The sequence below is a fragment of the Verrucosispora sp. WMMC514 genome (assembly GCF_027497295.1).
GTDB classification, from domain to species: Bacteria; Actinomycetota; Actinomycetes; order Mycobacteriales; family Micromonosporaceae; genus Micromonospora; species Micromonospora palythoicola.
Map to the genome: position 1 here is coordinate 5,776,214 of NZ_CP114906.1, position 22,243 is coordinate 5,798,456.

Annotated in this window: 21 protein-coding genes and 1 pseudogene; 14 read left to right on the plus strand and 8 right to left on the minus strand. The window is 70.9% G+C overall.

Translation table 11 applies throughout. From position 1 onward, the window contains the following. The first annotated feature begins 11 nt into the window (after positions 1–11). The 3 genes from O7597_RS26800 (at position 12) to O7597_RS26810 (ending at position 2,649) form a co-directional block, all read left to right on the plus strand. Entirely contained in the window at positions 12–680 is a 669-nt protein-coding gene (locus O7597_RS26800) for a response regulator transcription factor (protein WP_269741460.1), read from the plus strand. 182 nt (positions 681–862) lie between these two features. After that, the gene (locus tag O7597_RS26805; protein WP_269741461.1) at positions 863–1,495 is read left to right on the plus strand and encodes an HNH endonuclease family protein; all 633 of its coding nucleotides are present in this window, start codon (positions 863–865) and stop codon (positions 1,493–1,495) included. Between the two features lie 146 nt (positions 1,496–1,641). Next, positions 1,642–2,649: a 1-aminocyclopropane-1-carboxylate deaminase gene (locus O7597_RS26810; RefSeq protein WP_269741462.1), complete on the plus strand. Its 1,008-nt coding sequence runs from the start codon at positions 1,642–1,644 to the stop codon at positions 2,647–2,649. A gap of 14 nt (positions 2,650–2,663) precedes the next feature. Here the strand turns inward: O7597_RS26810 and O7597_RS26815 are convergent, their stop codons facing one another. Next, the gene (locus tag O7597_RS26815; RefSeq protein WP_269741463.1) at positions 2,664–3,902 is read right to left on the minus strand and encodes a sigma-70 family RNA polymerase sigma factor; all 1,239 of its coding nucleotides are present in this window, start codon (positions 3,900–3,902) and stop codon (positions 2,664–2,666) included. Continuing rightward, a complete protein-coding gene (locus tag O7597_RS26820; RefSeq protein WP_269742744.1) occupies positions 3,902–4,291 on the minus strand; it encodes a YciI family protein in 390 nt (129 codons plus the stop codon). Before O7597_RS26820 ends, O7597_RS26815 begins: the two co-directional genes overlap by 1 nt. A 223-nt stretch (positions 4,292–4,514) precedes the next feature. On the opposite strand from O7597_RS26820, the pseudogene O7597_RS26825 reads away from it, so the two are divergent. Both O7597_RS26825 and O7597_RS26830 read left to right on the plus strand, forming a co-directional pair. Further along, positions 4,515–5,279: pseudogene (locus tag O7597_RS26825) on the plus strand (neutral zinc metallopeptidase); the annotation flags it as partial. 101 nt (positions 5,280–5,380) lie between these two features. Further along, entirely contained in the window at positions 5,381–6,034 is a 654-nt protein-coding gene (locus O7597_RS26830; protein ID WP_281583327.1) for an HAD family phosphatase, read from the plus strand. A gap of 52 nt (positions 6,035–6,086) precedes the next feature. Here the strand turns inward: O7597_RS26830 and O7597_RS26835 are convergent, their stop codons facing one another. The 5 genes from O7597_RS26835 to O7597_RS26855 form a co-directional block, all read right to left on the minus strand. Next, positions 6,087–8,636, minus strand: a complete 2,550-nt coding sequence (locus tag O7597_RS26835) for an ABC transporter permease (protein WP_281581092.1) — start codon at positions 8,634–8,636, stop codon at positions 6,087–6,089. After that, the gene (locus tag O7597_RS26840) at positions 8,636–9,403 is read right to left on the minus strand and encodes an ABC transporter ATP-binding protein (RefSeq protein ID WP_269741465.1); all 768 of its coding nucleotides are present in this window, start codon (positions 9,401–9,403) and stop codon (positions 8,636–8,638) included. Before O7597_RS26840 ends, O7597_RS26835 begins: the two co-directional genes overlap by 1 nt. Before the next feature lie 281 nt (positions 9,404–9,684). Beyond that, positions 9,685–10,371 carry a response regulator transcription factor gene (locus tag O7597_RS26845; protein ID WP_269741466.1) on the minus strand — a complete coding sequence of 229 codons (687 nt, stop codon included), beginning with the start codon at positions 10,369–10,371 and terminating at the stop codon, positions 9,685–9,687. Positions 10,372–10,411: 40 nt separating this feature from the next. Then, positions 10,412–11,608 carry a sensor histidine kinase gene (locus O7597_RS26850; protein WP_269741467.1) on the minus strand — a complete coding sequence of 399 codons (1,197 nt, stop codon included), beginning with the start codon at positions 11,606–11,608 and terminating at the stop codon, positions 10,412–10,414. A gap of 79 nt (positions 11,609–11,687) precedes the next feature. Further along, positions 11,688–12,602, minus strand: coding sequence for a PD-(D/E)XK nuclease family protein (locus tag O7597_RS26855; RefSeq protein ID WP_269741468.1), 915 nt, complete (start codon positions 12,600–12,602; stop codon positions 11,688–11,690). A gap of 83 nt (positions 12,603–12,685) precedes the next feature. Between O7597_RS26855 and O7597_RS26860 the strand changes: the two genes are divergently transcribed. The 3 genes from O7597_RS26860 (at position 12,686) to O7597_RS26870 (ending at position 15,584) form a co-directional block, all read left to right on the plus strand. Further along, positions 12,686–13,849 carry a M50 family metallopeptidase gene (locus O7597_RS26860; RefSeq protein WP_269741469.1) on the plus strand — a complete coding sequence of 388 codons (1,164 nt, stop codon included), beginning with the start codon at positions 12,686–12,688 and terminating at the stop codon, positions 13,847–13,849. Next, positions 13,846–14,868 (plus strand): tRNA (adenine-N1)-methyltransferase, encoded by a 1,023-nt coding sequence (locus O7597_RS26865; protein ID WP_269741470.1) that lies wholly within the window; start codon positions 13,846–13,848, stop codon positions 14,866–14,868. Before O7597_RS26860 ends, O7597_RS26865 begins: the two co-directional genes overlap by 4 nt. Before the next feature lie 143 nt (positions 14,869–15,011). Next, positions 15,012–15,584 (plus strand): hypothetical protein, encoded by a 573-nt coding sequence (locus tag O7597_RS26870; RefSeq protein ID WP_269741471.1) that lies wholly within the window; start codon positions 15,012–15,014, stop codon positions 15,582–15,584. Positions 15,585–15,613: 29 nt separating this feature from the next. Here O7597_RS26870 and O7597_RS26875 read toward each other — a convergent pair whose 3' ends face one another. Then, complete coding sequence (locus O7597_RS26875; protein WP_093406155.1) at positions 15,614–15,907, minus strand: ferredoxin; 294 nt, start codon at positions 15,905–15,907, stop codon at positions 15,614–15,616. 178 nt (positions 15,908–16,085) lie between these two features. Here O7597_RS26875 and arc point away from each other — a divergent pair, with 178 nt between their 5' ends. The 6 genes from arc to prcA all read left to right on the plus strand — a co-directional run bounded on the left by arc (position 16,086) and on the right by prcA (position 22,235). Continuing rightward, positions 16,086–17,867 carry a proteasome ATPase gene (gene arc / locus O7597_RS26880; RefSeq protein WP_164446972.1) on the plus strand — a complete coding sequence of 594 codons (1,782 nt, stop codon included), beginning with the start codon at positions 16,086–16,088 and terminating at the stop codon, positions 17,865–17,867. A 190-nt stretch (positions 17,868–18,057) separates the two neighbouring features. Beyond that, positions 18,058–19,575, plus strand: a complete 1,518-nt coding sequence (dop, locus tag O7597_RS26885) for a depupylase/deamidase Dop (RefSeq protein ID WP_348650772.1) — start codon at positions 18,058–18,060, stop codon at positions 19,573–19,575. Positions 19,576–19,693: 118 nt separating this feature from the next. Beyond that, positions 19,694–19,909: a ubiquitin-like protein Pup gene (locus O7597_RS26890; RefSeq protein WP_164446970.1), complete on the plus strand. Its 216-nt coding sequence runs from the start codon at positions 19,694–19,696 to the stop codon at positions 19,907–19,909. A 196-nt stretch (positions 19,910–20,105) separates the two neighbouring features. Further along, entirely contained in the window at positions 20,106–20,585 is a 480-nt protein-coding gene (locus O7597_RS26895) for an endonuclease VII domain-containing protein (protein WP_269741472.1), read from the plus strand. After that, positions 20,504–21,343: a proteasome subunit beta gene (gene prcB, locus O7597_RS26900; protein WP_269741473.1), complete on the plus strand. Its 840-nt coding sequence runs from the start codon at positions 20,504–20,506 to the stop codon at positions 21,341–21,343. Before O7597_RS26895 ends, prcB begins: the two co-directional genes overlap by 82 nt. 58 nt (positions 21,344–21,401) lie before the next feature. Beyond that, positions 21,402–22,235 (plus strand): proteasome subunit alpha, encoded by an 834-nt coding sequence (prcA, locus tag O7597_RS26905; protein WP_281581093.1) that lies wholly within the window; start codon positions 21,402–21,404, stop codon positions 22,233–22,235. The last annotated feature ends 8 nt before the right edge of the window (positions 22,236–22,243 follow it).

Here is a 22,243-nt window from a genome sequence, read left to right on the forward strand (position 1 = left end):
TCAATCATCAGGTGGCCATCCGCGTGATCGTCGCCGACGACCAGGAGATCGTCCGTACCGGCCTGACGATGATCCTCAACGCCCAGCCGGACATCGAGGTGGTGGGCGAGGCGGGTGACGGTCACCGGGCCGTCGACCTCGCCCGGCGGCTCCGACCCGAGGTGTGCCTGTTCGACATCCGGATGCCCGTTGTGGACGGCATCGAGGCCACCCGCCGCCTCGCCGGGCCGGCCGTGGTCGACCCCTTGGCGGTGGTCGTGATCACCACGTTCGACCTCGACGAGTACGTCTACGCCGCGCTCCGCGCGGGAGCGCGTGGCTTCCTGCTCAAGGACGCCGGCACGGCCCTGCTCACCCAGGCCGTGCGGGCTGCCGCCGCCGGTGACGCGCTCATCGCGCCGAACATCACCACGCGGCTGCTGCGGGCCTTCGCCGACGCGGGTCCGGCCGCGCCGCCACCACAGCCGGTGGACGCGCTCACCCTGCGGGAGGAGGAGGTGCTGCTCGCCGTGGCGCGGGGTCGCACCAACACCGAGATCGCCGACGAACTGCACATCAGCCTCAGCACCGTGAAGACCCACATCGCCAGCCTGATGGTCAAGATCGGTGTCCGTAACCGGGTGGAGATCGCGATGTGGGCGTACCAGACCGACCGCGTCCGCCCGGGCCGCTCGGCGTAGCGCCGCGCCGCGCGGGGCATCGCGGCAGAACGCCGGGTCTGGTCTTCACGTGGCGTTCACAGAGCTTGTGGCGCGATGACATTTATTGATCGAGATGTTTGCGAGAATCCTGATGTCGCCTGCCGCGCCCCCAAGTCGGGTTCCCCCACCCGCCGTCGCAGGAGACAGTCAGGAGTCGCCCCGTGGCTCACCTACGCAGGGTCGCCGTCGTTCCGGTGCTCGCCGTCGTGCTGTCGGTCGTGCTCGTGCCGTCGGCCGCCCAGGCCACCCCGCCCAACATCCCCTCGTACAGCACGGCGGTGAGCCGGCTGAACTCCCTCACCGTCGCGGCCGAGTCGCACCAGTCCAGCTACAGCCGTGACCTGTTCCCGCACTGGATCACCATCACCGGCGCCTGCAACACCCGCGAGCAGGTGCTCAAGCGGGACGGCAGCAACGTGGTGGTGAACTCCAGCTGCTATCCGACGTCCGGGTCCTGGTACAGCCCGTACGACGGAGTGACCCGCACGAACCCCGCCGACATCTCCATCGACCACGTGGTGCCGCTCGCCGAGGCCTGGCGGTCGGGCGCCTGGGCCTGGACCACCGCACGGCGCCAGACCTACGCCAACGACCTGGGTGGACCGGAACTGTGGGCGGTCACCGGCACCGTCAACTCGTCGAAGGGCGACAAGGACCCGGCCGCGTGGAAGCCGCCGCGCGCGGCCTTCCACTGCACCTACGCCCGGGCGTGGATCCAGGTGAAGTGGTACTACGGCCTCACCGTGAACAGCGCGGAGAAGTCGGCGCTGAGCACCATGCTCAACACCTGCTGAGCCGGCGCACTGGTGACCCCGGGGGCGTGACGTCGACGACGTCACGCCCCCGTCGCTGTCGCCGTACGCGTCGAAGTCGGCCGCTCCTCGTCGGAGGACCGGACGAAGGCTTGACAGACCACATCATGCAACGTGCAATATATTGCATGTCTCTCGACGAGTTCGACCGTTACCCGTTGCTCTTCGGTCCGAGCCCGATCCACCCCTTGGACCGGCTGAGTCGCCACCTTGGCGGCGCCCGGATCTGGGCCAAGCGGGAAGACTGCAACAGCGGGCTGGCCTTCGGCGGCAACAAGACCCGCAAGCTGGAGTACCTGGTGGCCGACGCCCTTGCCCGCGGCGCGGACACCCTGGTGAGCATCGGTGGCGTGCAGTCCAACCACACCCGCCAGGTGGCCGCCGTCGCGGCCCGGGCCGGCCTGCGGGCCGTGCTGGTGCAGGAGAGTTGGGTGGACTGGCCGGACCCGGTCAACGACAAGGTCGGCAACATCCTGCTGTCGCGGGTCATGGGCGCCGACGTGCGTCTCGCGCCGGACGGTTTCGGCATCGGCGTCAAGGAGAGTTGGCAGCGGGCGCTGGAGGAGGTCCGGGCCGGTGGCCGCGTGCCGTACGCCATCCCCGCCGGGGCGTCCGACCACCCGTTGGGTGGGCTCGGCTTCGCCAACTGGGCCTACGAGGTCCAGCAACAGGAGCGGGAACTGGGGATCTTCTTCGACACCATTGTCGTCTGCAGCGTCACCGGCAGCACCCAGGCGGGGATGATCGCCGGTTTCGCCGGCCAGGACCGGCCCCGGCGGGTGCTCGGCATCGACGCCTCGGCCAAGCTCGACGAGACCCGGGCCCAGGTGGAGAAGATCGCCCGTGACACCGCCGGACGGATCGGTCTCGGGCGCGACCTGCGCGACGACGAGATCAGCGTGCTGCCGGGCTGGGCCGGAGACCGCTACGGCATCCCGATCCAGTCCACCCTGGACGCGATCCGGCTCACCGGCCGACTGGAAGGCATGATCATCGACCCGGTGTACGAGGGCAAGTCGATGGCGGCGCTGATCGACCTCGTCCGTACCCGGGACATCCCCGCCGACGCCACCGTGCTCTACGCCCATCTTGGCGGGCAGCCGGCCCTGAACGCGTACCACACGCTCTTTCCCTGACCGCCAACGTTCGCTCAGCCGTCGGTCAGGCGGTCGGCGCGAGCGTTCAGGTACCGCTGCTGCGCCAGATTCGTGGCCTGCGCGGCGGCCACACGGTACTCGGCACGGGCCGCCGCCGGGTCGCCGCGGCGTTCCAGCAGGTGCGCGCGTACGGCGGGCAGCCTCGCGTCCCGGGCCAGCCGACCGTCGGCGGCCACCTTCTCGACAAGCGTCAGCCCCGCGTCGGGACCGTCCGCCATGGCCACCGCGACGGCACGGTTCAGTGCGACCAGGGGACTGGCGTCCATCGCCGTCAGCACCTCGTACAGCATCGCGATCTGCGGCCAGTCGGTCTGCTCCGGGCCGGACGCCTCGTCGTGCAGGGCGGCGATGGCGGCCTGGACCTGGTAGGGCCCGGGAGACCCGCGGCGCAGCGCCTCGACCACCAGCGCGGTGCCCTCGGCTATCTGATCGGCACGCCAGCGGGAGCGGTCCTGTTCGGCCATCGGGATCAGTTCGCCGTGCGGACCGGTCCGCGCCGGTGCGCGCGCGTCGGTGAGCAGCAGCAACGCCAGCAGGCCGGTCACCTCGGCGGCGTCGGGCATGGTCCGGCGCAGCAGCCGGGTCAGCCGGATCGCCTCGGCGCACAGGTCGGCGCGGAGCAGCCCGGGCCCGGATGTGCTCGCGTACCCCTCGTTGAAGATCAGATAGAGCACCCGGAGCACGGTCGCCAGCCGCCCCGGAAGCTCGGCCGGGTCGGGCATCGCGAAGGGCAGGCCGCTGTCGCGGATGCGCTGCTTGCCCCGGCTGATCCGCCGGGTCATGGTCTGCTCCGGCACCAGGAACGCCCGGGCCACCTCCGCCGTGCTCAACCCGCCGACCGCCCGCAGGGTCAACGCGACCTGCGCGGCCGGGGACAGCGACGGATGGCAGCACAGGAACAGCAGGATCAGGGTGTCGTCGGAGTCCGTGCTCCGATGACCCGACGGTGCCAGCCGCCATTCGGCCACCACGCGCCGGCCGACGACGTCCTCCCGCTGCCGTCGGGCCTGCTCGGCCCGGAGCAGGTCGGTGAGCCGCCGCGACGCCACCGTGATCAGCCAGCCTCGGGGGTTCGCCGGTAGACCGTCCCGAGGCCAGCCGGTGGCCGCCGCGATCAGCGCCTCCTGGGTGGCGTCCTCGGCGGTGTCGAAGTGCCCGTAGCGGCGCACGAGCGCGCCGAGGACCTGCGGCGCCAGTCGGCGCAGCAGGCCCTCGACGGTCGGTTCATCCATCAGACGAGGTCGTCGATGCCCTCGGCGATCGGACGCACGTCGACGTACTCGCCAGGGTTGTCCGGGTTGACCAGCATGGCGGCGATCTCGGCGGCCCGGTCGAAACTGGCGCACTCGACCACCGTGTACCCGGCGAGGACCTCCTGCGTCTCCGGGTACGGACCATCGGTGACCATCGCCGCGCCGTCGCGCACCTGGACCCGACGGGCGTGCACCGGCGCGGTCAACCCCTGGGCGTCCACCAGTTCACCGGCGTCGGCGAGGTCCTGGTGCACCCTGCCCATGTGCGCGTGCATCGCGGCCACCTGCTCGGCCGACATCGCCGGCCGGTCGGACCCGTGTCCGGCCATCGCGTCGTAGTCCCGCTGCGAGCCGTACAGCATGATCATATATTTCACGGCGTCTCCCTCTTCCGTCCGCCACCATCGCGGTGCCGGTTCATCGGGGACGTCGGAGCCGGGTGTGCCTACCGGACACCGACCACCGCACCATAGGCCGTCTTTCTGTGACCGGCCGGCGGAGCGGATGGAACACGCGCGACTGAACCGGACGGGGCGGTAAGGCGTACCTGACGGCAACGGGCGTGACGGTCGTACCGTCGGGGTACAGGACCGGCGACGTCGAGGCGGGAGGCGTGCGGTGGCGGCAGGTGGGCGAGGGTTACGCCGGGGCAGACTCGCCGGCCTGGCCGTGGCGCTGGTGGCGGCGGCCGCCTGCATGGTGGAGCCGGTGGGTGGGCCGGCGGACCCGGACGGGCAGCCGCAACCGGCCGACCCGACGGCGGAGGTGACCCGCGCCGACGGCACCGACACCGTGGAGGAGTTCCGCCAGGACGTGGCCGACGCGCAGCGGCTCGCCGAGCTGTACTGGGCCGACCAGTTCGAGGCGTCGGGGCAGTCCTTCCGGCCGATCCGGCAGGTCCTGCCGTACCAGCGCGACGGTGAGGTCTCCTGCGGTGGCCAGGAGGTGCCCCGCAACAACGCGGTCTACTGCACCGTCGACGACTACATCGCGTACGACATCAACTGGTCGTTCGGCGCCTTCCGGCAGATCGGCGACGCGTTCGTGTTCTACCTGCTCGGGCACGAGTACGCGCACGGCATCCAGACCCGGCTGGGCATCCGGTACAACTTCACCATCCAGCAGGAACTACAGGCCGACTGCATGGCCGGGGCGTTCCTCGGCGACTCGGTCCGGTCCGACCGGCTCACGCTGGAAGAGGGTGACCTCGACGAGTTCAACGACGGACTGCTCGCGGTCGGCGACGACCCGGGTCAACCGTGGTTCGCCGAGGGCTCCCACGGCACCCCCGAGCAGCGGTCCGAGGCGTTCTTCCGTGGCTACGAACGGTCCCTGACCGCCTGCGACCTCGGTTGAGAAAGGTCACTGCGCCGAGCGCCGGACCACCGTCGGCTGACAGGATTCACCGGTCAACCGAGCCTGAGGAGGATCCGGTGAGCAGCACCCGTCCAGCCGCCGTGCTCTTCGACATGGACGGCACCCTGGTCGACAGCGAGCGGTTGTGGGACGTCGCGCTGGCCGAACTGGCGCAGCAGTACGGGGGCACCCTCTCCGCCGACGCCCGGCGCGCGATCGTCGGCACGGGCATGGCCGACTCGATGCGGATCCTGCACGACGACCTGGGGCAGCCGCACCGGGATCCGCGGACCAGCGCGGAATGGATCAACGCGCGGATCCTGGAGCTGTTCCGCACCGGGTTGCAGTGGCGGCCGGGGGCGCTGACGCTGCTCGGCGCGGTCCGGCAGGCGCGGATTCCGACGGCGCTGGTCACCTCCAGTGGGCGGGCCCTGGTCGAGATCGCCCTGGACACCCTCGGCCGCGACAGCTTCGACGTGGTGGTCTGCGGCGACGAGGTCGACGCGACGAAGCCGCATCCCGAGCCGTACCTGACGGCCGCCCGGCTGCTCGGGGTGCCCATCGACAGGTGCGTGGCGATCGAGGACTCGGCGACCGGGGTGGCCAGCGCGGTCGCCGCCGGGGCCGCGGTGCTGGCCGTGCCCGCCGAGGTGCCGCTGGCACCCACCGACGGCGTACGCCAGCTGGAGAGCCTGCTGCTGGTCGACCTGGAACTGCTGGCGGAGCTGCTGCGTCCAGCCGCCACCCCGGGCTGACCGGGGCGGGCCCCCGGTGCGACGCGCGTCGCACCGGGGCCCGCCTGACCGCTCAGTCGTGGGCGATGGCACCCAGCACGTTGATCCGGGCGGCCCGGATCGCCGGCAGCGCCGCCGCGACCACGCCGATGATCGCGGCCAGGCCGAGGAAGACACCCATCTGGCCCCACGGCAGCACCAGTCTGGTGATCCCCTCGTCGCGCAGTGCCTCCACCACCGCGGCACCCAGGCCGGCGCCGACCACCACGCCGAGCAGCGCGCCGAACACCGAGATCACCACCGCCTCGACGGTGATCATCCCCATGGTCTGCGACCGGCGCAGGCCGATGGCGCGCAGCAGACCCAGCTCCCGGGTCCGCTCCAGCACCGACAGGGCGAGGGTGTTGACGATGCCGAGCACCGCGATCACGATGGCCAGCGCCAGCAGGATCTGGATCATCTGCAGCAGCCCGTCGAGCTGCCCGGCCTGCTGTTCGATGAACGCGTCGCGGTCGGCCACCGAGACCTCCGGGCTGTCCGCCAGCAGCGCCTCCACCCGGGGCAGCACGTCGGCCGCCCGGACTCCCGGCTCCAACTGGATGTAACCCTGGATGGGCTGCGGGATGGAGAAGTCACGCGCCGCCTCGGCGGGCAACGTCACGCCGCCGAACAGCGGGGTGCTCCCGTAGATGCCGGTGACCGTGTAGCTGCGTTCCTCGCCCCGGGCCAGCTGCACCGGCACGGTGGAGCCGACCGACAGGCCCCGTGACTCCGCCGCGTCCGAGCTGATCAACATCTGGCCCGGCCCCAGCCGCCCGATGTCCCCGGCGGTCGCGGTGAGGCCGAACATCTCCACCAGCGCGCTCGGCTCGCTGCTCGCACCGACCCAGGTGCGCTCGCCGCCGACCAGCGCCATGTCGCCGTACTCGCCGTCGACGAGGCGAACGCCGGGGATGGCCTTCGCCTCGTCCAGCACCGCCGGGTCGAACGTCGGCGGGCGCGGACCGGACTGGGCTCCGGCGATCACCAACTCGGCGCTGATGCTGTCCTGCGCCAGCCCGCTGATGCTGCTCTTGGCCGAATCCAGGATCACCGTGATGCCGGTGACCAGGGCGATGCCCACCATCAGCGCGGCCGCGGTGATCGCGGTGCGGCGCGGGTTGCGACCGGAGTTGAGCCGGCCCAGCTTGCCCGGCACCCAGCCGGAGAAGACCGTACCCAGGGCCGCCACCACCGGACGGCTGATCAGCGGCGTCAGCAGGGCCACCCCGATGAACGAGAACAGCACGCCACCGAGGATGGTGGCCAGCGTGCTGTCGCCGGCGTGCCCGCCCAGACCGAGGAAGAGCAGGGTGGCGCCGATCGCGGTGACCAGCGCACCGCCGACGGTCACCTTGGTCAACGGCCGGTCCGGCGTCGCCACGTCCTGCATCGCCGCGATCGGTGGGATCCGCGCGGCCCGCAGCGCCGGCAGCAGCGCCGCCAGCACGGTGATCACCAGGCCGACGCCGAACGCGCCGATCACCGCCGACGCCGGTACGCCGACCCCGGCCAGGGCCAGCCCGCCGGCGAGGTTGCCGAACAGGTACGCCAGCAGCGCGCCGATGCCGATGCCGGCGGCCAGACCGAACACCGAGGCGATCAACCCGACGGCGACCGCCTCCAGCACCACCGAACCGATGATCTGCTTGCCGCTGGCGCCGACCGCCCGCAGCAACGCCAGTTCCCGGGTGCGTTGCGCCACGATGATCGAGAAGGTGTTGAGGATCAGGAACGTGCCGACCAGCAGGGCCACCGCGGCGAAGCCGAGCAGGATCCGGTTGAAGAAGGACAGCCCCTCCTTCAGGCCGGCGGCGGCGTCGGCGGAGAGCTGCTCGCCGGTCTTGACCACGTAGCCGTCGCCGAGGGCCGTGGCCACCGAGTCGCGCAGCTGCTCGTCGGAGACCCCGTCGGCGGCGGTGACCACGATGTTGCTGAACACGTCCGACTCGCCGAGCATCAGCTGCTGCGCCACCGGGGTGGTGAACATGACCTCGTTGGCGCCGCCGAGGGAGTCCCGGTCACCGCTGTAGCCGAAGATGCCGACGATGGTGAAATCCTTGCGCGGCTGGAGGGTGAGCACACCCACCCGGTCGCCGAGCGCCACCCGGCCGGCTTCGGCCAGCCCCTTGTTGATCACGATCTCGTCGTCGGCCTGCGGTGCCCGACCCTCGCGCAACCGCACCAGGTCGCTCTCGCCGGTCCAGTTCCCGCCCAACTGCGGCGGCCCGAACGACGTGACGGCCTTGCCGTTGCTGCCGATCAACCGGGCCCCGTCGGCGGCGACCACACCGGTCGCCTCGGCCACCCCGTCCACCGCGCGCACCGTCTCCACCGTGGCGGCCGGGAACGGGGTGGCGAGCTGCTCGCCCTCCAGCTCGCCGAGTTCCAGCTTCGGCTTGGCGGCCACGTTGACGTCGACCTCGGCGTACGCGTCGGCGAACAGCGAGTCGAAGGAGCGGCCCAGGGTGTCGGTGAGGACGAAGGCGCCGGAGACGAACATGACGCCGAGCACCACGGCCAGGCCGGACAGGATCAGCCGGACCTTGCGGGCCAGCAGACTCTTCAAGGTTGCCCGGAACATCAGCCGGCCACCTCGGCGGGCGTGTCCAGCTTCTTCATCGTGTCCAGCACCGTGTCCGCGGTCGGCTCGATCAGCTCCGAGACGATCTGCCCGTCGGCGAGGAACACCACCCGGTCGGCGTACGCGGCGGCCGTCGGATCGTGGGTCACCATCACGATGGTCTGCCCGTGCTCCCGTACCGAGTTGCGCAGGAAGTTCAACACCTCCGCGCCGGAGCGTGAGTCGAGGTTGCCGGTCGGCTCGTCCGCGAAGATCACCTCAGGGCGGGCCACCAGGGCCCGGGCGCACGCCACCCGCTGCTGCTGACCGCCGGACAACTGCGCCGGCCGGTGCCCCAACCGGTCCCGCAGGCCCACCGTGTCGATCACGACGTCGAACCAGGCCGGGTCCGGCTTCCGGCCGGCGATCGACAGCGGAAGCAGGATGTTCTCCTTGGCGGTCAACGTCGGCAGCAGGTTGAACTGCTGGAAGATGAAGCCGACCTTGTCGCGGCGCAGCTTCGTCAGGCCCGCGTCACCGAGCCCGGTGACGGTGGTCTCGCCGATCTGCACGGTCCCCCTGGTCACCGAGTCCAGGCCAGCCAGGCAGTGCATCAACGTCGACTTGCCGGACCCCGACGGGCCCATGATCGCCGTGAATCGTCCGCGCTCGAACTCCGCACTGACCCCCCGCAGGGCGATGACCTGCGCCTCGCCGCTGCCGTACACCTTCCACACGTCGCTCGCCCGGGCTGCGGCCGATGCCGACTGGCCTGTGGTAGCGGTCACGTCACGTACCTCTCCGTCGCGTCAGCTCGCACCGCCCCCGCTGGACCGGTGCGAGTCAATCATCTGTGCTGCCCACCGCCGATCCGTCCGACTCCGGGCGGAGGCGGAGCGGATTTCCGGCTGCGGGTACCCCCCAACCGGAGTCAGGGTTGTCCCCGACTCCGGCAGCTGTCGCTCGTCTGCCGGCGGCGGTCACGGTCATCCTGGACGTTGCCGTCGCGTGAGGGTCAACCGATTTCCACCGCAGGCCGTCACGGTAGGTGACCGATGCAACGCCGACGTTAACCGCCAGGTCGGACCAGGCCCGACTCGTACGCCAGCACCACGGCCTGCACCCGGTCGCGCAGTCCCAGCTTGGTCAACACATGCCCGACGTGGGTCTTGATGGTGGTCTCGCTCACCGACAGCACCCGGGCGATCTCGGCGTTCGACAGGCCGCGAGCGACCTGCACGAGCACCTCCCGCTCCCGTTCGGTGAGCGCGCCCAACGCCTTCGACGGGGTCGCGGACGGGTCCGGCAGTACGTCGGCGAACCGGTCCAGCAGCCGGCGGAGGATCCGCGGCGCCACCACCGCGTCACCCGCGGCCACCGTGTGGATCGCGGTGACCAGGTCCTCCGCCGGCACGTCCTTGGCCAGGAAGCCGCTCGCCCCGGCCCGCAGCGCCCCCACCACGTACTCGTCCAGGTCGAAGGTGGTCAGGATGAGCACCCGCACCGGCAACCGGGCGTCCACGATCGCCCGGGTGGCGCTCACCCCGTCCATCCGGGGCATCCTGATGTCCATCAGCACCACGTCCGGCAACAACCGACGGGACAGCTCCACCGCCTCCACCCCGTCGCCGGCCTCCGCGACGATGTCCAGGTCGGCCTCCGCGCCGAGGACCATCCGGAAGCCGGTACGCAGCAGCGGCTGGTCGTCGGCGAGCAGGATCCGCACCGGTCGGGCGCGTCCCGTCGCATCGGCCATCTGGTCCTCCCTGTCGGCTGCACCGCTCACCAGGCCCGCCTCACCGTCGGCTCGACTCCGGTAGCGGCTCGACCGGAATCCGGGCGTACACCCGGTAGCCGCCGCCGCTTCGGGCGCCGGTGCGCAGGATCCCACCGTAGAGGCCGACCCGTTCCCGCATCCCGACCAGTCCGTGTCCGATCCGATCGGTGTCCGGTGACGGCCCCCGACCGGTGTCGGTGACCTCGACCTCCACCGCGTCGCCACCGAAACCCACCCGCACCTGCGCGGTCGCCGTCCCGGCATGCTTGAGCGCGTTGGTCAGTGCCTCCTGCACGATCCGGTACACGGTCAGCGCCACCCCCTCCTCCAACTGCCCGGGCTGCCCGGCCACCGTCAACGTCACCGGCAGCCCGGCGTCGCGGACCTGATCGGTGAGCGCCTCGATGCCGGCCAGACCCGGTTGCGGTGCCAACTCCGCCGCCGGCTCGGCCTCGGTACGCAGCACGTCGAGCAGCCGGCGCAGCTCCCGCAGGGTCGCCCGGCTGGTCTCCTCGATGGTGGCCATCGCCTCGTCGGCGCTGTCCGGGTCGCGGCGCAGCACCCGGCGCACCCCCGTCGCCAGCACCCCCATCACGCTCACGTGGTGGGCCACCACGTCGTGCAGTTCCCGTGCGATCCGGCGCCGCTCGTCCGCGACCGCCTGCTCGGCCAGCGCCCGCTGGTTGGCCTCGGCGACCCGGGCCCGTTCCCGCAGCGCCTCGGTGGAGGAGCGGCGCGCGTGCACCGTCCGACCCACCGAGAACGACACGATCCCCACCAGGATGTTGTTCGCGATCAGGAACGCCGAGCCGACCTGCGGAACGCCCACCGGCGGCACCAGAGCGTTCACCACCGCCACCGGAAGCCACAGCCCCACCGCCGCCACCAGCGCCGGACGTACCGGACGGTAGGCCGCCATCGTGTAGGTGAGCACCACGAAGGTGAGGCTCTGGGTGGTCGGCGCCACCTCGATGACGACCGGGAGCAGCAGCGTGGCCAACGCGGCCAGCAGCGCCGGCCACGGCGCCACCCGGCGCAGCACGACCGGCGCCGCGCACAACACACTCCACCCCAGCGCCGTCGGAAACGGTCGCGGCCAGAACTCCCGGGGAGTGAGCAGGGTGAACAGCACCTCGCCCAGCACCAGAGCGACGGCCAGCAGCGAGTCACCGGCCGCCGGACTGCGACGCAGCCACTCCCTCAGCGCGCTACCCACGCCCCGACGCTAACCGCCCGTGCCGACGAAAGATCGTCTTGTGTGGTGACTCGTTCCTCATCCCCGGGAAGGAGAGCGCCTACTCGTCGGCACCGGGTGGCGCGGGGGAGGACCGGGCGTCGCGCATCGGATCAGGCGTCGCCGCCGGCTCCGGGAACGGCGGCGGAGTCCCCCCGAAGCTGGGACAGCGGGCCTGGTGACTGCACCAGTCGCACAGCCGGCTCGGTCGTGGCCGGAAATCCCGGGCGGCGGTGGCCTGCTCGATCGCCCGCCACAGCGCCACCACCGTCCGCTCGAAGCGCACCAGCTCCTCGGCGTCGGGGGCGTAGTCGCACACCTCGGCGTCCTTGAGGTAGAGCAGTCGCAGCACCCGGGGGACCACGCCACGGGTGCGCCACAGCACCAGGGCGTAGAACTTCAACTGGAACAGGGCCCGCGCCTCGAACGCCTCCCGTGGGGCACCGCCGGTCTTGTAGTCCACCACCCGCAGCGCGCCGTCGGGAGCCACGTCGAGCCGGTCGAGGTAGCCGCGGATCAGCAGCTCGTCGTCGACCACGGCGGAGATCAGGCTCTCCCGCTCGGCCGGCTCCAGCCGGCGCGGATCCTCCACCGCGAAGTAGCCATCCAGCAGGGCCGACGCCGAGCGGAGGAACTCCGTGGCGGCCGACGGGTCGTCGTCGGCGAACAGCCCGGCCAGCTCGGGCTGCTCGGTGACCAGGTGCTCCCACTGGCCGGGCACCAGGTCACCGGCGGCCTCCGGAGTGCGGGCGGCCGGCGGCAGGTCGAACAACCGCTCCAGCACCGCGTGCACCAGCGTGCCCCGCGCCTGCTCCACACTGGGCCGCTCGGGCAGCCGGTCGATGCTGCGGAACCGGTAGAGCAGGGGGCAGGTCTTGAAATCCGCCGCCCGCGACGGTGACAGCGAGGCCCGCACCGTCGCCGGCGGCTGCGTCGGGGTCGGGGCTTGCTGAGTGATCACCGGATCCGCCGTCATGCCCCGGAAGGTTAGGCCACCGGTGTGACAGGCCGACCGCCGCCGCTCCGGTACGTGATCTCTCGCCGCGTAGCATCAGCCCGATGGAACAGCGCAGGCGAGCCGGTGCCGGCCAGCGCCCCGGCATCCGGGTGGGCCGGATCCTCGGGGTGCCGCTGTACCTGAACGCCTCGATCCTGCTGCTCGCCCTCCTGATCACGGTCCTGTACGGCGAACTGGCCGGTCAACGGCTGCAACTGTCCCCGCTCGGCGGCTACCTCGTCGGCGCCGGGTTCGTCGTCGCGCTGCTCGGCTCGGTGCTGGCCCACGAACTCGGTCACGCCCTCACCGCCCGCCGCTTCGGCATCGGGGTGCGCGGCATCACCCTGGAACTGCTCGGCGGGTACACCGAGATGGATCGCGACGCGCCCTCGCCGCGGGTGGACCTGCTGGTGTCACTGGCCGGACCGGCCGTCTCCGCCGTGCTCGGCGCGGCCGCCGTGGCCGCCACGCTGGCCCTGCCCGACCGCACCGTGGCCGACCAGCTCGCCTTCCAACTCGCGGCGAGCAACGTCATCGTCGCGCTGTTCAACATCCTGCCCGGGTTGCCGCTGGACGGCGGTCGGGCCTTGCGTGCGGTGGTCTGGGCGCTGACCCGGGACCGGCACCGGGCCACCGAGGTGGCCGGTTGGGCCGGACGGATCCTGGCCGTCGGCACCGCGCTGCTGGTGGCCGCGCTCTACGCGGCAGACGTGCTGAGCCTGCTGGCGCTGCCGCTGACGGCACTCGTCGCCCTCACCCTCTGGCACGGCGCCGGACAGTCGATCCGGATGTCCCGCATCGGCCGTCGGCTCCCCCTGGTCGACCTGACCACCCTCGCCCGCCCGGTGCACACCGTGCCCACCGGCACCCCGCTGGCCGAGGCGCAGCGCCGAGCCGCGCCGACCCACCCGGTCACCGAGCCACCGCACGCGGCCGCGCTGCTGGTGATCGACTCCGCCGGCCGGCCGGTGGCCCTGGTCGACCCGGTCGCCGCCGCGGCGGTGCCGGAAGCCCGCCGGCCCTGGCTGGCCGTGGACGCGGTCGCCCGTACCCTCGCCGACGTGCCGGCCATCCCGGTCGACACGGACGGCGAACGGGTGCTGGAGACCGTACAGGCCCACCCGGGCGCACAGTACGTGGTGACCGCAGGCGAAGATGTCGTCGGCGTTCTGCACATCGCGGATCTGGCTCAACTGCTCGAACCTCACCGGAAGATGAACACGTGACCGTCACCCACTCCGCCCACCCGGCCAGCGACCTCCCCGAGGAGAAGGTGACGCCGCCCGCCGTGCACCGCGGGCCGTTCCAGCCCGGTGACCGGGTGCAGCTGACCGACCCCAAGGGGCGGATGCACACGGTGACCCTGGAACCGGGCAAGGAGTTCCACACCCACCGCGGCATCCTGGCGCACGACGCGCTGATCGGCCTGCCCGACGGCAGCGTGGTGAGCACCTCCGGTGGCGGCACCGCGTTCCTCGCGCTGCGTCCACTGCTGTCGGACTACGTGCTCTCCATGCCGCGCGGCGCTCAGGTGATCTACCCCAAGGACGCCGCGCAGATCGTCGCCATGGGCGACATCTTCCCCGGCGCCAAGGTGCTCGAGGCCGGCGCCGGCTCCGGAGCGTTGAGCTGCTCGCTGCTGCGCGCGGTGGGTGACGTGGGGGAACTGCACTCCTACGAGCTGCGCGACGACTTCGCCCAGATCGCCCGACGAAACGTCGAGTCGTTCTTCCGCGGCCCGCACCCGGCCTGGCACCTGCACGTCGGTGACGTCGCCGAGTGCCGCGAGACCGGTTTCGACCGGATCATCCTGGACATGCTCACCCCCTGGGAGAACCTCGACATGGTCGAACGCGCGCTGCTGCCCGGCGGCGTGTTCATCGGCTACGTCGCCACCACCCCCCAGCTGTCCGAGCTGGTGGAGGCGTTGCGCGAGCGCGGCGGCTGGACCGAGCCACGGGCCTGGGAGTCACTGGTGCGGGACTGGCACGCCGAAGGGCTGGCGGTCCGCCCCGACCACCGCATGATCGCCCACACCGCGTTCCTCGTCTCCGCGCGTAAGCTCGCCCCCGGAGTCACCGCCCCGCCACGGCGTCGCAAGCCCAGCAAGGGCACCGAGGCGTACGCGCAACGCCGCCAGGCGCTTCGCGAGGCGGAGGCGGCCCGGCAGGCCACCGTGGTGGCGCACGACGCGCCGGCCGGGCAGACACCACCGGACGTGACGCGGGAGACGGACAGGCCGTGACGGCGGAAGGGGCGGCTGGGAGTGAGCGGGCTGATCCGGGGCGGGTTCGGCGGCGGCCCGACGTGGCGGCGTGAGAGGGCGGTGGACCGTCGGCGTGATCCGGCCCACGCCCGGGCCGGCGCCGGGTGGGACGAGGTGAGCAGATGAGTCGTCCCGGCTTCGGCGGCGGCGACCTGCCGGCCGTGTTTCCCGACTGGTCGCCGTACACCGACCTGGAATCGGCGGCGCGCGCCTACCTGCGTGACCCCGACGTCGCCCTGGAGGCGCTCGGCGGCGTCCTGCGCGGAGCCTCGGTGCTCGGCTTCACCCTGGAACGTTTCGTCAACGAGGTGAACGGGGTGTGGCAGGAGGTCGTCGTCTGCGACGGCAGCCGCCTGGTGCTCTGGCACGGCGAGGACGTGCCACCGGGGGAGGGACCGCCGGGCTCGATGACCTCCTCGCTGCGGGTGGTGCCGGTCTCCTCGGTCACCGAGGTCGGCTGCCGACGCCGGCTGTTCCGCCATGACAACGGCGAGATCCGGGTCGACAGCATCGACGTGTACCTGCTGCTGACCTCGCTGGACGAGTCGCCGCCGAGCGAGGAGACGGCCGGCGGGCCGCGCCACGACGCCCTGCGTTTCGGCAAGACCCTCGACGACGGCGGTGCCGGGCAGATCGCCCGGTTGGAGGAGTTCGCCCGGCTGGTCGCCTCGGTGGTCGGTCGCCCGTTGCTGTAGCCCGACCGGGTGATGCCGGGATCAGCGGGTCAGTCCTCGGCCTCCGGGCCGGCGACCTCGACGCCGTCGCTGCCGCGGACGACGTGAATGCACTCGCCCGGGCACTCCTTCGCCGAGTCGATCACCTCGAGGCGCAGGTGCTCCGGCACGTCGACCCGGCCGCCCGGCGCCTGCACCAGCTCACCGTCGGGCCCCTTGACGTAGGCCAACCCGTCGACGTCGAACTCGAAGACCTCCGGCGCGTACTGCACGCACAGCCCGTCGCCCGTGCACAGATCCTGGTCGACCCAGACCTGCAACTGGTCGGTCGCGACCTCGGCCACCGGCGCACCCCCCATGTTCTCCCGTCCCACCCCTCGACGGTACCCGAATGCCCGTACCCGCCCGTCGACCCACCCTTGGCGATCAAGCTTCGGTGACGGGCGCGTTGCGGAGGACCGAATCGGGCTCATAGCGGCTAGTGTTAGGTCAGAACGTTCAAGCCCCCCGGGGAGGTGGGACGTGGCACGCAGCGACGACGCGGACTCGCGCGCCGCACGGTGGGAGAAGGAGGCCCACGATCTCTCCACGCAGGTCGCGTTCCTTCAAGAGGAACTCGCTCTGGTGCGGCGCAAGTTGACCGAGAGCCCCCGACACGTCCGGCAGCTCGAAGAGCGGCTGGCCGCCACCCAGGCGCAGTTGGCGCGGCTGACCGAGAACAACGAACGGCTCGTGAGCACCCTCAAGGAGGCTCGCGCGCAGATCGTGACGCTCAAGGAGGAGATCGACCGGCTCGCTCAACCCCCAAGTGGCTACGGTGTCTTCCTGGCCAAGCACGACGACGGCACCGTCGACGTCTTCACCGGCGGACGGAAGCTGCGCGTGGCCGTCTCGCCCTCGCTCGACGTCGACGAGCTGCGGCGTGGCCAGGAGGTCCTGCTCAACGACGCGCTCAACATCGTCGACGCGTTCGGCTACGAGCGGGTCGGCGAGGTGGTCATGCTCAAGGAGATCCTCGCCGGTCCCGAAGGCGCGCCGGGCGACCGGGCGCTGGTGGTCTCGCACTCCGACGAGGAACGCATCGTGCACCTGGCCGAGACCCTGATCGGAAGTCCGATCCGGGCCGGCGACTCGCTCATGATCGAACCTCGCTCGGCGTACGCGTACGAGCGGATTCCCAAGAGCGAGGTCGAGGAACTCGTGCTGGAGGAGGTGCCCGACGTCGACTACACCGACATCGGTGGCCTGCACTCCCAGATCGAGCAGATCCGCGACGCGGTGGAGCTGCCGTTCCTGCACGCGGACCTGTTCCGGGAGCACCAGCTGCGTCCGCCGAAGGGCATCCTGCTCTACGGCCCGCCCGGCTGCGGCAAGACGCTCATCGCCAAGGCGGTCGCCAACTCGCTCGCCAAGAAGATCGCCGAGCGGCGGGGCGAGGAGAAGCACACCAGCTTCTTCCTCAACATCAAGGGTCCCGAGCTGCTCAACAAGTACGTCGGCGAGACCGAGCGGCACATCCGACTGATCTTCCAGCGGGCCCGGGAGAAGGCCGGCGAGGGCACTCCGGTCATCGTCTTCTTCGACGAGATGGACTCGGTCTTCCGCACCCGCGGCTCCGGTGTCTCCTCCGACGTGGAGAACACCATCGTGCCGCAGCTGCTCAGCGAGATCGACGGTGTCGAAGGGCTGGAGAACGTCATCGTCATCGGCGCCTCCAACCGGGAAGACATGATCGACCCGGCGATCCTGCGACCGGGACGACTCGACGTGAAGATCAAGATCGAGCGTCCGGACGCCGAGGCGGCCAAGGACATCTTCTCCAAGTACATCCTCCCCGGCCTGCCGCTGCACGCCGACGACCTGGCCGAGCACGGCAGCGACGCCCAGGCCACCGTCGCCGCCATGATCGACGCGGTGGTGCTACGGATGTACTCGGAGACGGAGGAGAACCGCTTCCTGGAGGTCACCTACGCCAACGGTGACAAGGAGGTCCTGTACTTCAAGGACTTCAACTCCGGCGCGATGATCCAGAACATCGTCGACCGGGGCAAGAAGATGGCCATCAAGGAGTTCCTCACCTCCGGACGCAAGGGACTGCGCCTGCAGCACCTGCTCGACGCCTGCGTCGATGAGTTCCGCGAGAACGAGGACCTGCCCAACACCACGAACCCGGACGACTGGGCCCGCATCTCCGGCAAGAAGGGCGAGCGGATCGTCTACATCCGCACGCTCGTCTCCGGCGGCAAGGGCACCGAGGCCGGACGCTCCATCGAGACCGCGAGCAACACCGGCCAGTACCTCTGACCGGAACGCGCCACGTGGGGCCCGCGACGCCAGGCGTCGCGGGCCCCACGCGTACACCCGGGCCCCCGCCGGATCGACGAGCGGCAGAGCCGACCTGGTACGCCGACCGACCGCCACGCCCCCGGTTGCCCGAGTGGCGACTACGCTCGACGTGACGGGGACCGGTCAGGCAAACGAAGCGGGTAGGTCGATGAGCGTTAGACGAATCATGGGCACCGAGGTCGAGTACGGCATCTCCGTGCCCGGCCAGGCCGGCGCCAACCCGATGGTGACCTCCTCGCAGGTGGTCAACGCCTACGGCGCCCGACCCGAACTGAACCGCGGCGGCCGGGCCCGGTGGGACTACGAGGAGGAGTCACCGCTGCGGGACGCCCGCGGTTTCACCTACTCCGGCGCGGCGTACGACCCGGCCGAGGCGCTCGCCGACGAGGACCTCGGCCTGGCCAACGTGATCCTGACCAACGGCGCCCGGCTCTACGTCGACCACGCGCACCCGGAGTACTCCACCCCCGAGGTGACCAACCCCCGCGACGTGGTCCGCTGGGACAAGGCGGGAGAGCGGGTGATGGCGGAGGCGGCGCGGCGGGCCGCCACGATCCCCGGCACCGCACCGATCCACCTCTACAAGAACAACACCGACAACAAGGGCGCCAGCTACGGCGCGCACGAGAACTACCTCATGCGCCGGCAGACGCCGTTCGCCGACATCGTGGCGTACCTGACGCCGTTCTTCGTCACCCGGCAGATCGTCTGCGGCGCCGGCCGCGTCGGCATCGGCCAGGACGGCGGCCAGAGCGGCTTCCAGATCTCCCAGCGCGCCGACTTCTTCGAGGTCGAGGTGGGCCTCGAGACCACCCTCAAACGGCCGATCATCAACACCCGCGACGAACCGCACGCCGACGCGGACAAGTATCGCCGCCTGCACGTCATCATCGGTGACGCGAACCTCTCGGAGATCTCCACCTATCTCAAGGTGGGCACCACCGCGTTGATCCTCACGATGATCGAGGAGAAGGCGCTCGGCCCGGACCTCGGCATCGCCGACCCCGTCGGCGAGCTGCGCGCGGTCAGTCACGACCCGTCGCTGTCGCATCTGATGCGGCTGCGCGACGGGCGTCGGCTCACCGCGATGGACGTGCAGTGGGCCTATCTTGAGCGGGTGCGCGCGTTCGTCGACGACCGTTACGGCAACGACGTCGACGAGCAGACCGCCGACGTGCTGGACCGGTGGGAGAACGTGCTCGACCGGCTGGGGCGCGACGTGATGCTCTGCGCCGACGAGCTGGACTGGGTGGCGAAGCTGCGGCTGCTGGAGGGTTACCGGGAGCGGGAGAAGCTCGGCTGGGGTTCGCACAAGCTCCAACTGGTCGACCTGCAGTACTCCGACGTACGCCCGGAGAAGGGCCTCTACCACCGGCTGGTCTCTCGTGGATCGATGAAGACGCTGCTCAGCGACGAGGAGAGCCGTACGGCGATGACGGAGCCACCGGAGGACACCCGGGCGTACTTCCGGGGCCGCTGCCTGGCCCAGTACGCCTCGGAGGTGGTCGCCGCCAGCTGGGACTCGGTGATCTTCGACGTCGGTCGGGAGTCGCTGGTGCGGGTGCCGATGATGGAGCCGGAGCGGGGGACCCGGCGGCACGTCGGAGAGTTGTTCGACCGCTGTGCCAGCGCCAAGGATCTGCTGGAGACGCTTACCGGCGGCTGACCCACCGGTTCCCGTGCATCAGCTCTTCGTCCCCCGCGCGCCGGTACCGGCGCGCGGGGGACGTTTCGTCGCTCCCGCGAGGTAAGTTCATCGCAGGGAGATCGTGGAGGAGGCAACGATGGCCACTCGTGACAGCGGCGGTCAGTCGCAGTCGGGCAAGGCCCGTCAGGGCGAAGAGGTCGAGGACGTCACCGTCGAGGCGAACCCGGAAGTCGCCGAGCGGCACGCCGAGATCACCGAGGACGTCGACGACCTGCTCGACGAGATCGACTCCGTCCTCGAAGAAAACGCCGAGGAGTTCGTGAGGGGTTATGTCCAGAAAGGGGGTCAATGAGGCATATGTCCGATTTGCCCACCGGATCGGACAAGACGTGCCCACAGTGCCGACGAACGCTGCCCCTCACCGAATTTCACCGCAACAGTCGCCGGGTCGACGGTCGCGCCTACTACTGCAAGGCGTGTGCGACGGCCCGTTCGGAGGCCAGCCGCCGCAAGCGTGGCATCGCCCCGCACGGCGGTCGGCCACTCCGGTGGGCCAGGGTCTGAAGTGGTGCCCGGACTGCGAGCAGATCAAGCCGTTGAGCGACTTCCCGAGCACCACGAGGACGGCCAGCGGACGGCACAGTTACTGCAAGCCCTGCCACAACGCACGCGGTAAGGAGACCGCCCAACGGCTCTACGGCGGCACCCGCGAGTACCACCTGCGGCGGCGGTACGGCATCGGGCAGAAGGAGTTCGACGAGCTGCTGGCCGAGCAGGGCGGTGTCTGCGCGGTCTGCGGTGACCCCGATCCGGAACATGTGGACCACGATCATCGCACCGGGTGGGTGCGCGGGATACTCTGCTTCAACTGCAACGGTGGTCTTGGCCAGTTCCGTGACAGTCCGACGAGGCTGGCCAGGGCCGTCACGTACCTGAGAGGAACCACGTGGCAGCGGGTTTTGATCCATCCGGGCGTCTTCCAGATGTGTTCACCAACGCGGGGACGTCCTCCTTCACGGCATTCCTGAGCAAGGTGGCTCCCGAGATGCTGCCCGGCCGACGGGCGCTGCCCCCGGGCATGGCCGCCGACCTGGCCCCGCACGCGACCACGATCGTGGCGATCGCCGCGGCCGGTGGTGTCGTGATGGCCGGAGACCGGCGGGCCACCATGGGCAATCTGATCGCCCAGCGGGACATCGAGAAGGTGCACCCCGCCGATGCGTACTCGCTCGTGGGCATCGCCGGCACCGCCGGCATCGGCATCGAGCTGATGCGGCTGTTCCAGGTGGAGCTGGAGCACTACGAGAAGATCGAGGGCGCGATGCTCTCGCTCGACGGCAAGGCCAACCGGCTCGCCTCGATGATCCGCGGCAACCTGGGCGCGGCGATGCAGGGGCTGGCGGTGATTCCGCTGTTCGCCGGCTTCGACCTGGCGGCCAGCGACCCGGCGCGGGCCGGCCGGATCTTCAGTTTCGACGTCACCGGCGGCCCGTACGAGGAGACCGGCTACGACGCGATCGGCTCGGGTTCGCTGTTCGCCAGGTCGGCGTTGAAGAAGCGGTTCCGGACCGGGCTGTCCGTCGACGACGCGGTGCGGTTGGCGGTGGAGGCGCTCTACGACGCGGCCGACGACGACACCGCGACCGGTGGACCCGACCTGACCCGCCGGATCTACCCGGTGGTGATGACCGCGACGGCGGAGGGCACGCACCGGCTGACCGACGCGGAGACGTCGGCGATCGCGGAGAGCGTCGTCGCCGGTCGGATGGAGAATCCGGGCGGCTGAGCCGCCCGTCCGCAGCTGATCCCGTTTCCCCGAGTACCGCCGAAGGAGAGCCGCCGCCGTGGCCATGCAGTTCTACGCCTCGCCCGAGCAGATCATGCGCGACCGTTCCGAGTTGGCCCGCAAGGGCATCGCTCGGGGACGCAGCGCGGTGGTCGTCAGCTACGCCGGCGGGGTGCTCTTCGTTGCCGAGAATCTCTCCAGCACGCTGCACAAGGTCAGCGAGATCTACGACCGGATCGGTTTCGCCGCCGTCGGGCGGTACAACGAGTTCGAGAACCTGCGTCGGGCGGGCGTGCGGATGGCCGACCTGAACGGTCTGAGCTACGACCGTCGGGACGTGACCGGTCTGGCGCTGGCCAACTCGTACGCGCAGATTCTCGGTGCCATCTTCACCGAGCAGTCCAAGCCGTTCGAGGTGGAGATCTGCGTGGCGGAGGTCGGTGCCATGCCGGGCGAGGACTCGCTGTACCGGTGCACCTACGACGGGTCGGTGACCGACGAGCCGGGTCGGATGGCGATGGGTGGTCAGGCCGAGGCGATCTCCGGGGTGCTGAAGTCGCACCACCGGCCGGACATGTCGCTCGGCGATGCGGTGAAGGTGGCGGTGCAGGCGCTGGGCAGTGTCGGTGGTGAGGGCGGTGCCGCCCGCACGATCGCCGGCGACCAGTTGGAGGTCGCGATCCTGGACCGCAACCGGGTGGGTCGCACCTTCCGACGGATCACCGGGGCCGCGTTGACCGGGCTGCTGGACGGCGACGCGGCCGGCGAGGCGGCGGCGGAGGGCGACCGGGCGCAGACCCCGACGACGCCGACCGAGGAGGGGCACAAGCCGACCACCTCGGCCGGCTCCGCGGACCTGGAGGACAAGCCGGGCGACAAGTCCGACACCTGATCGTCGTT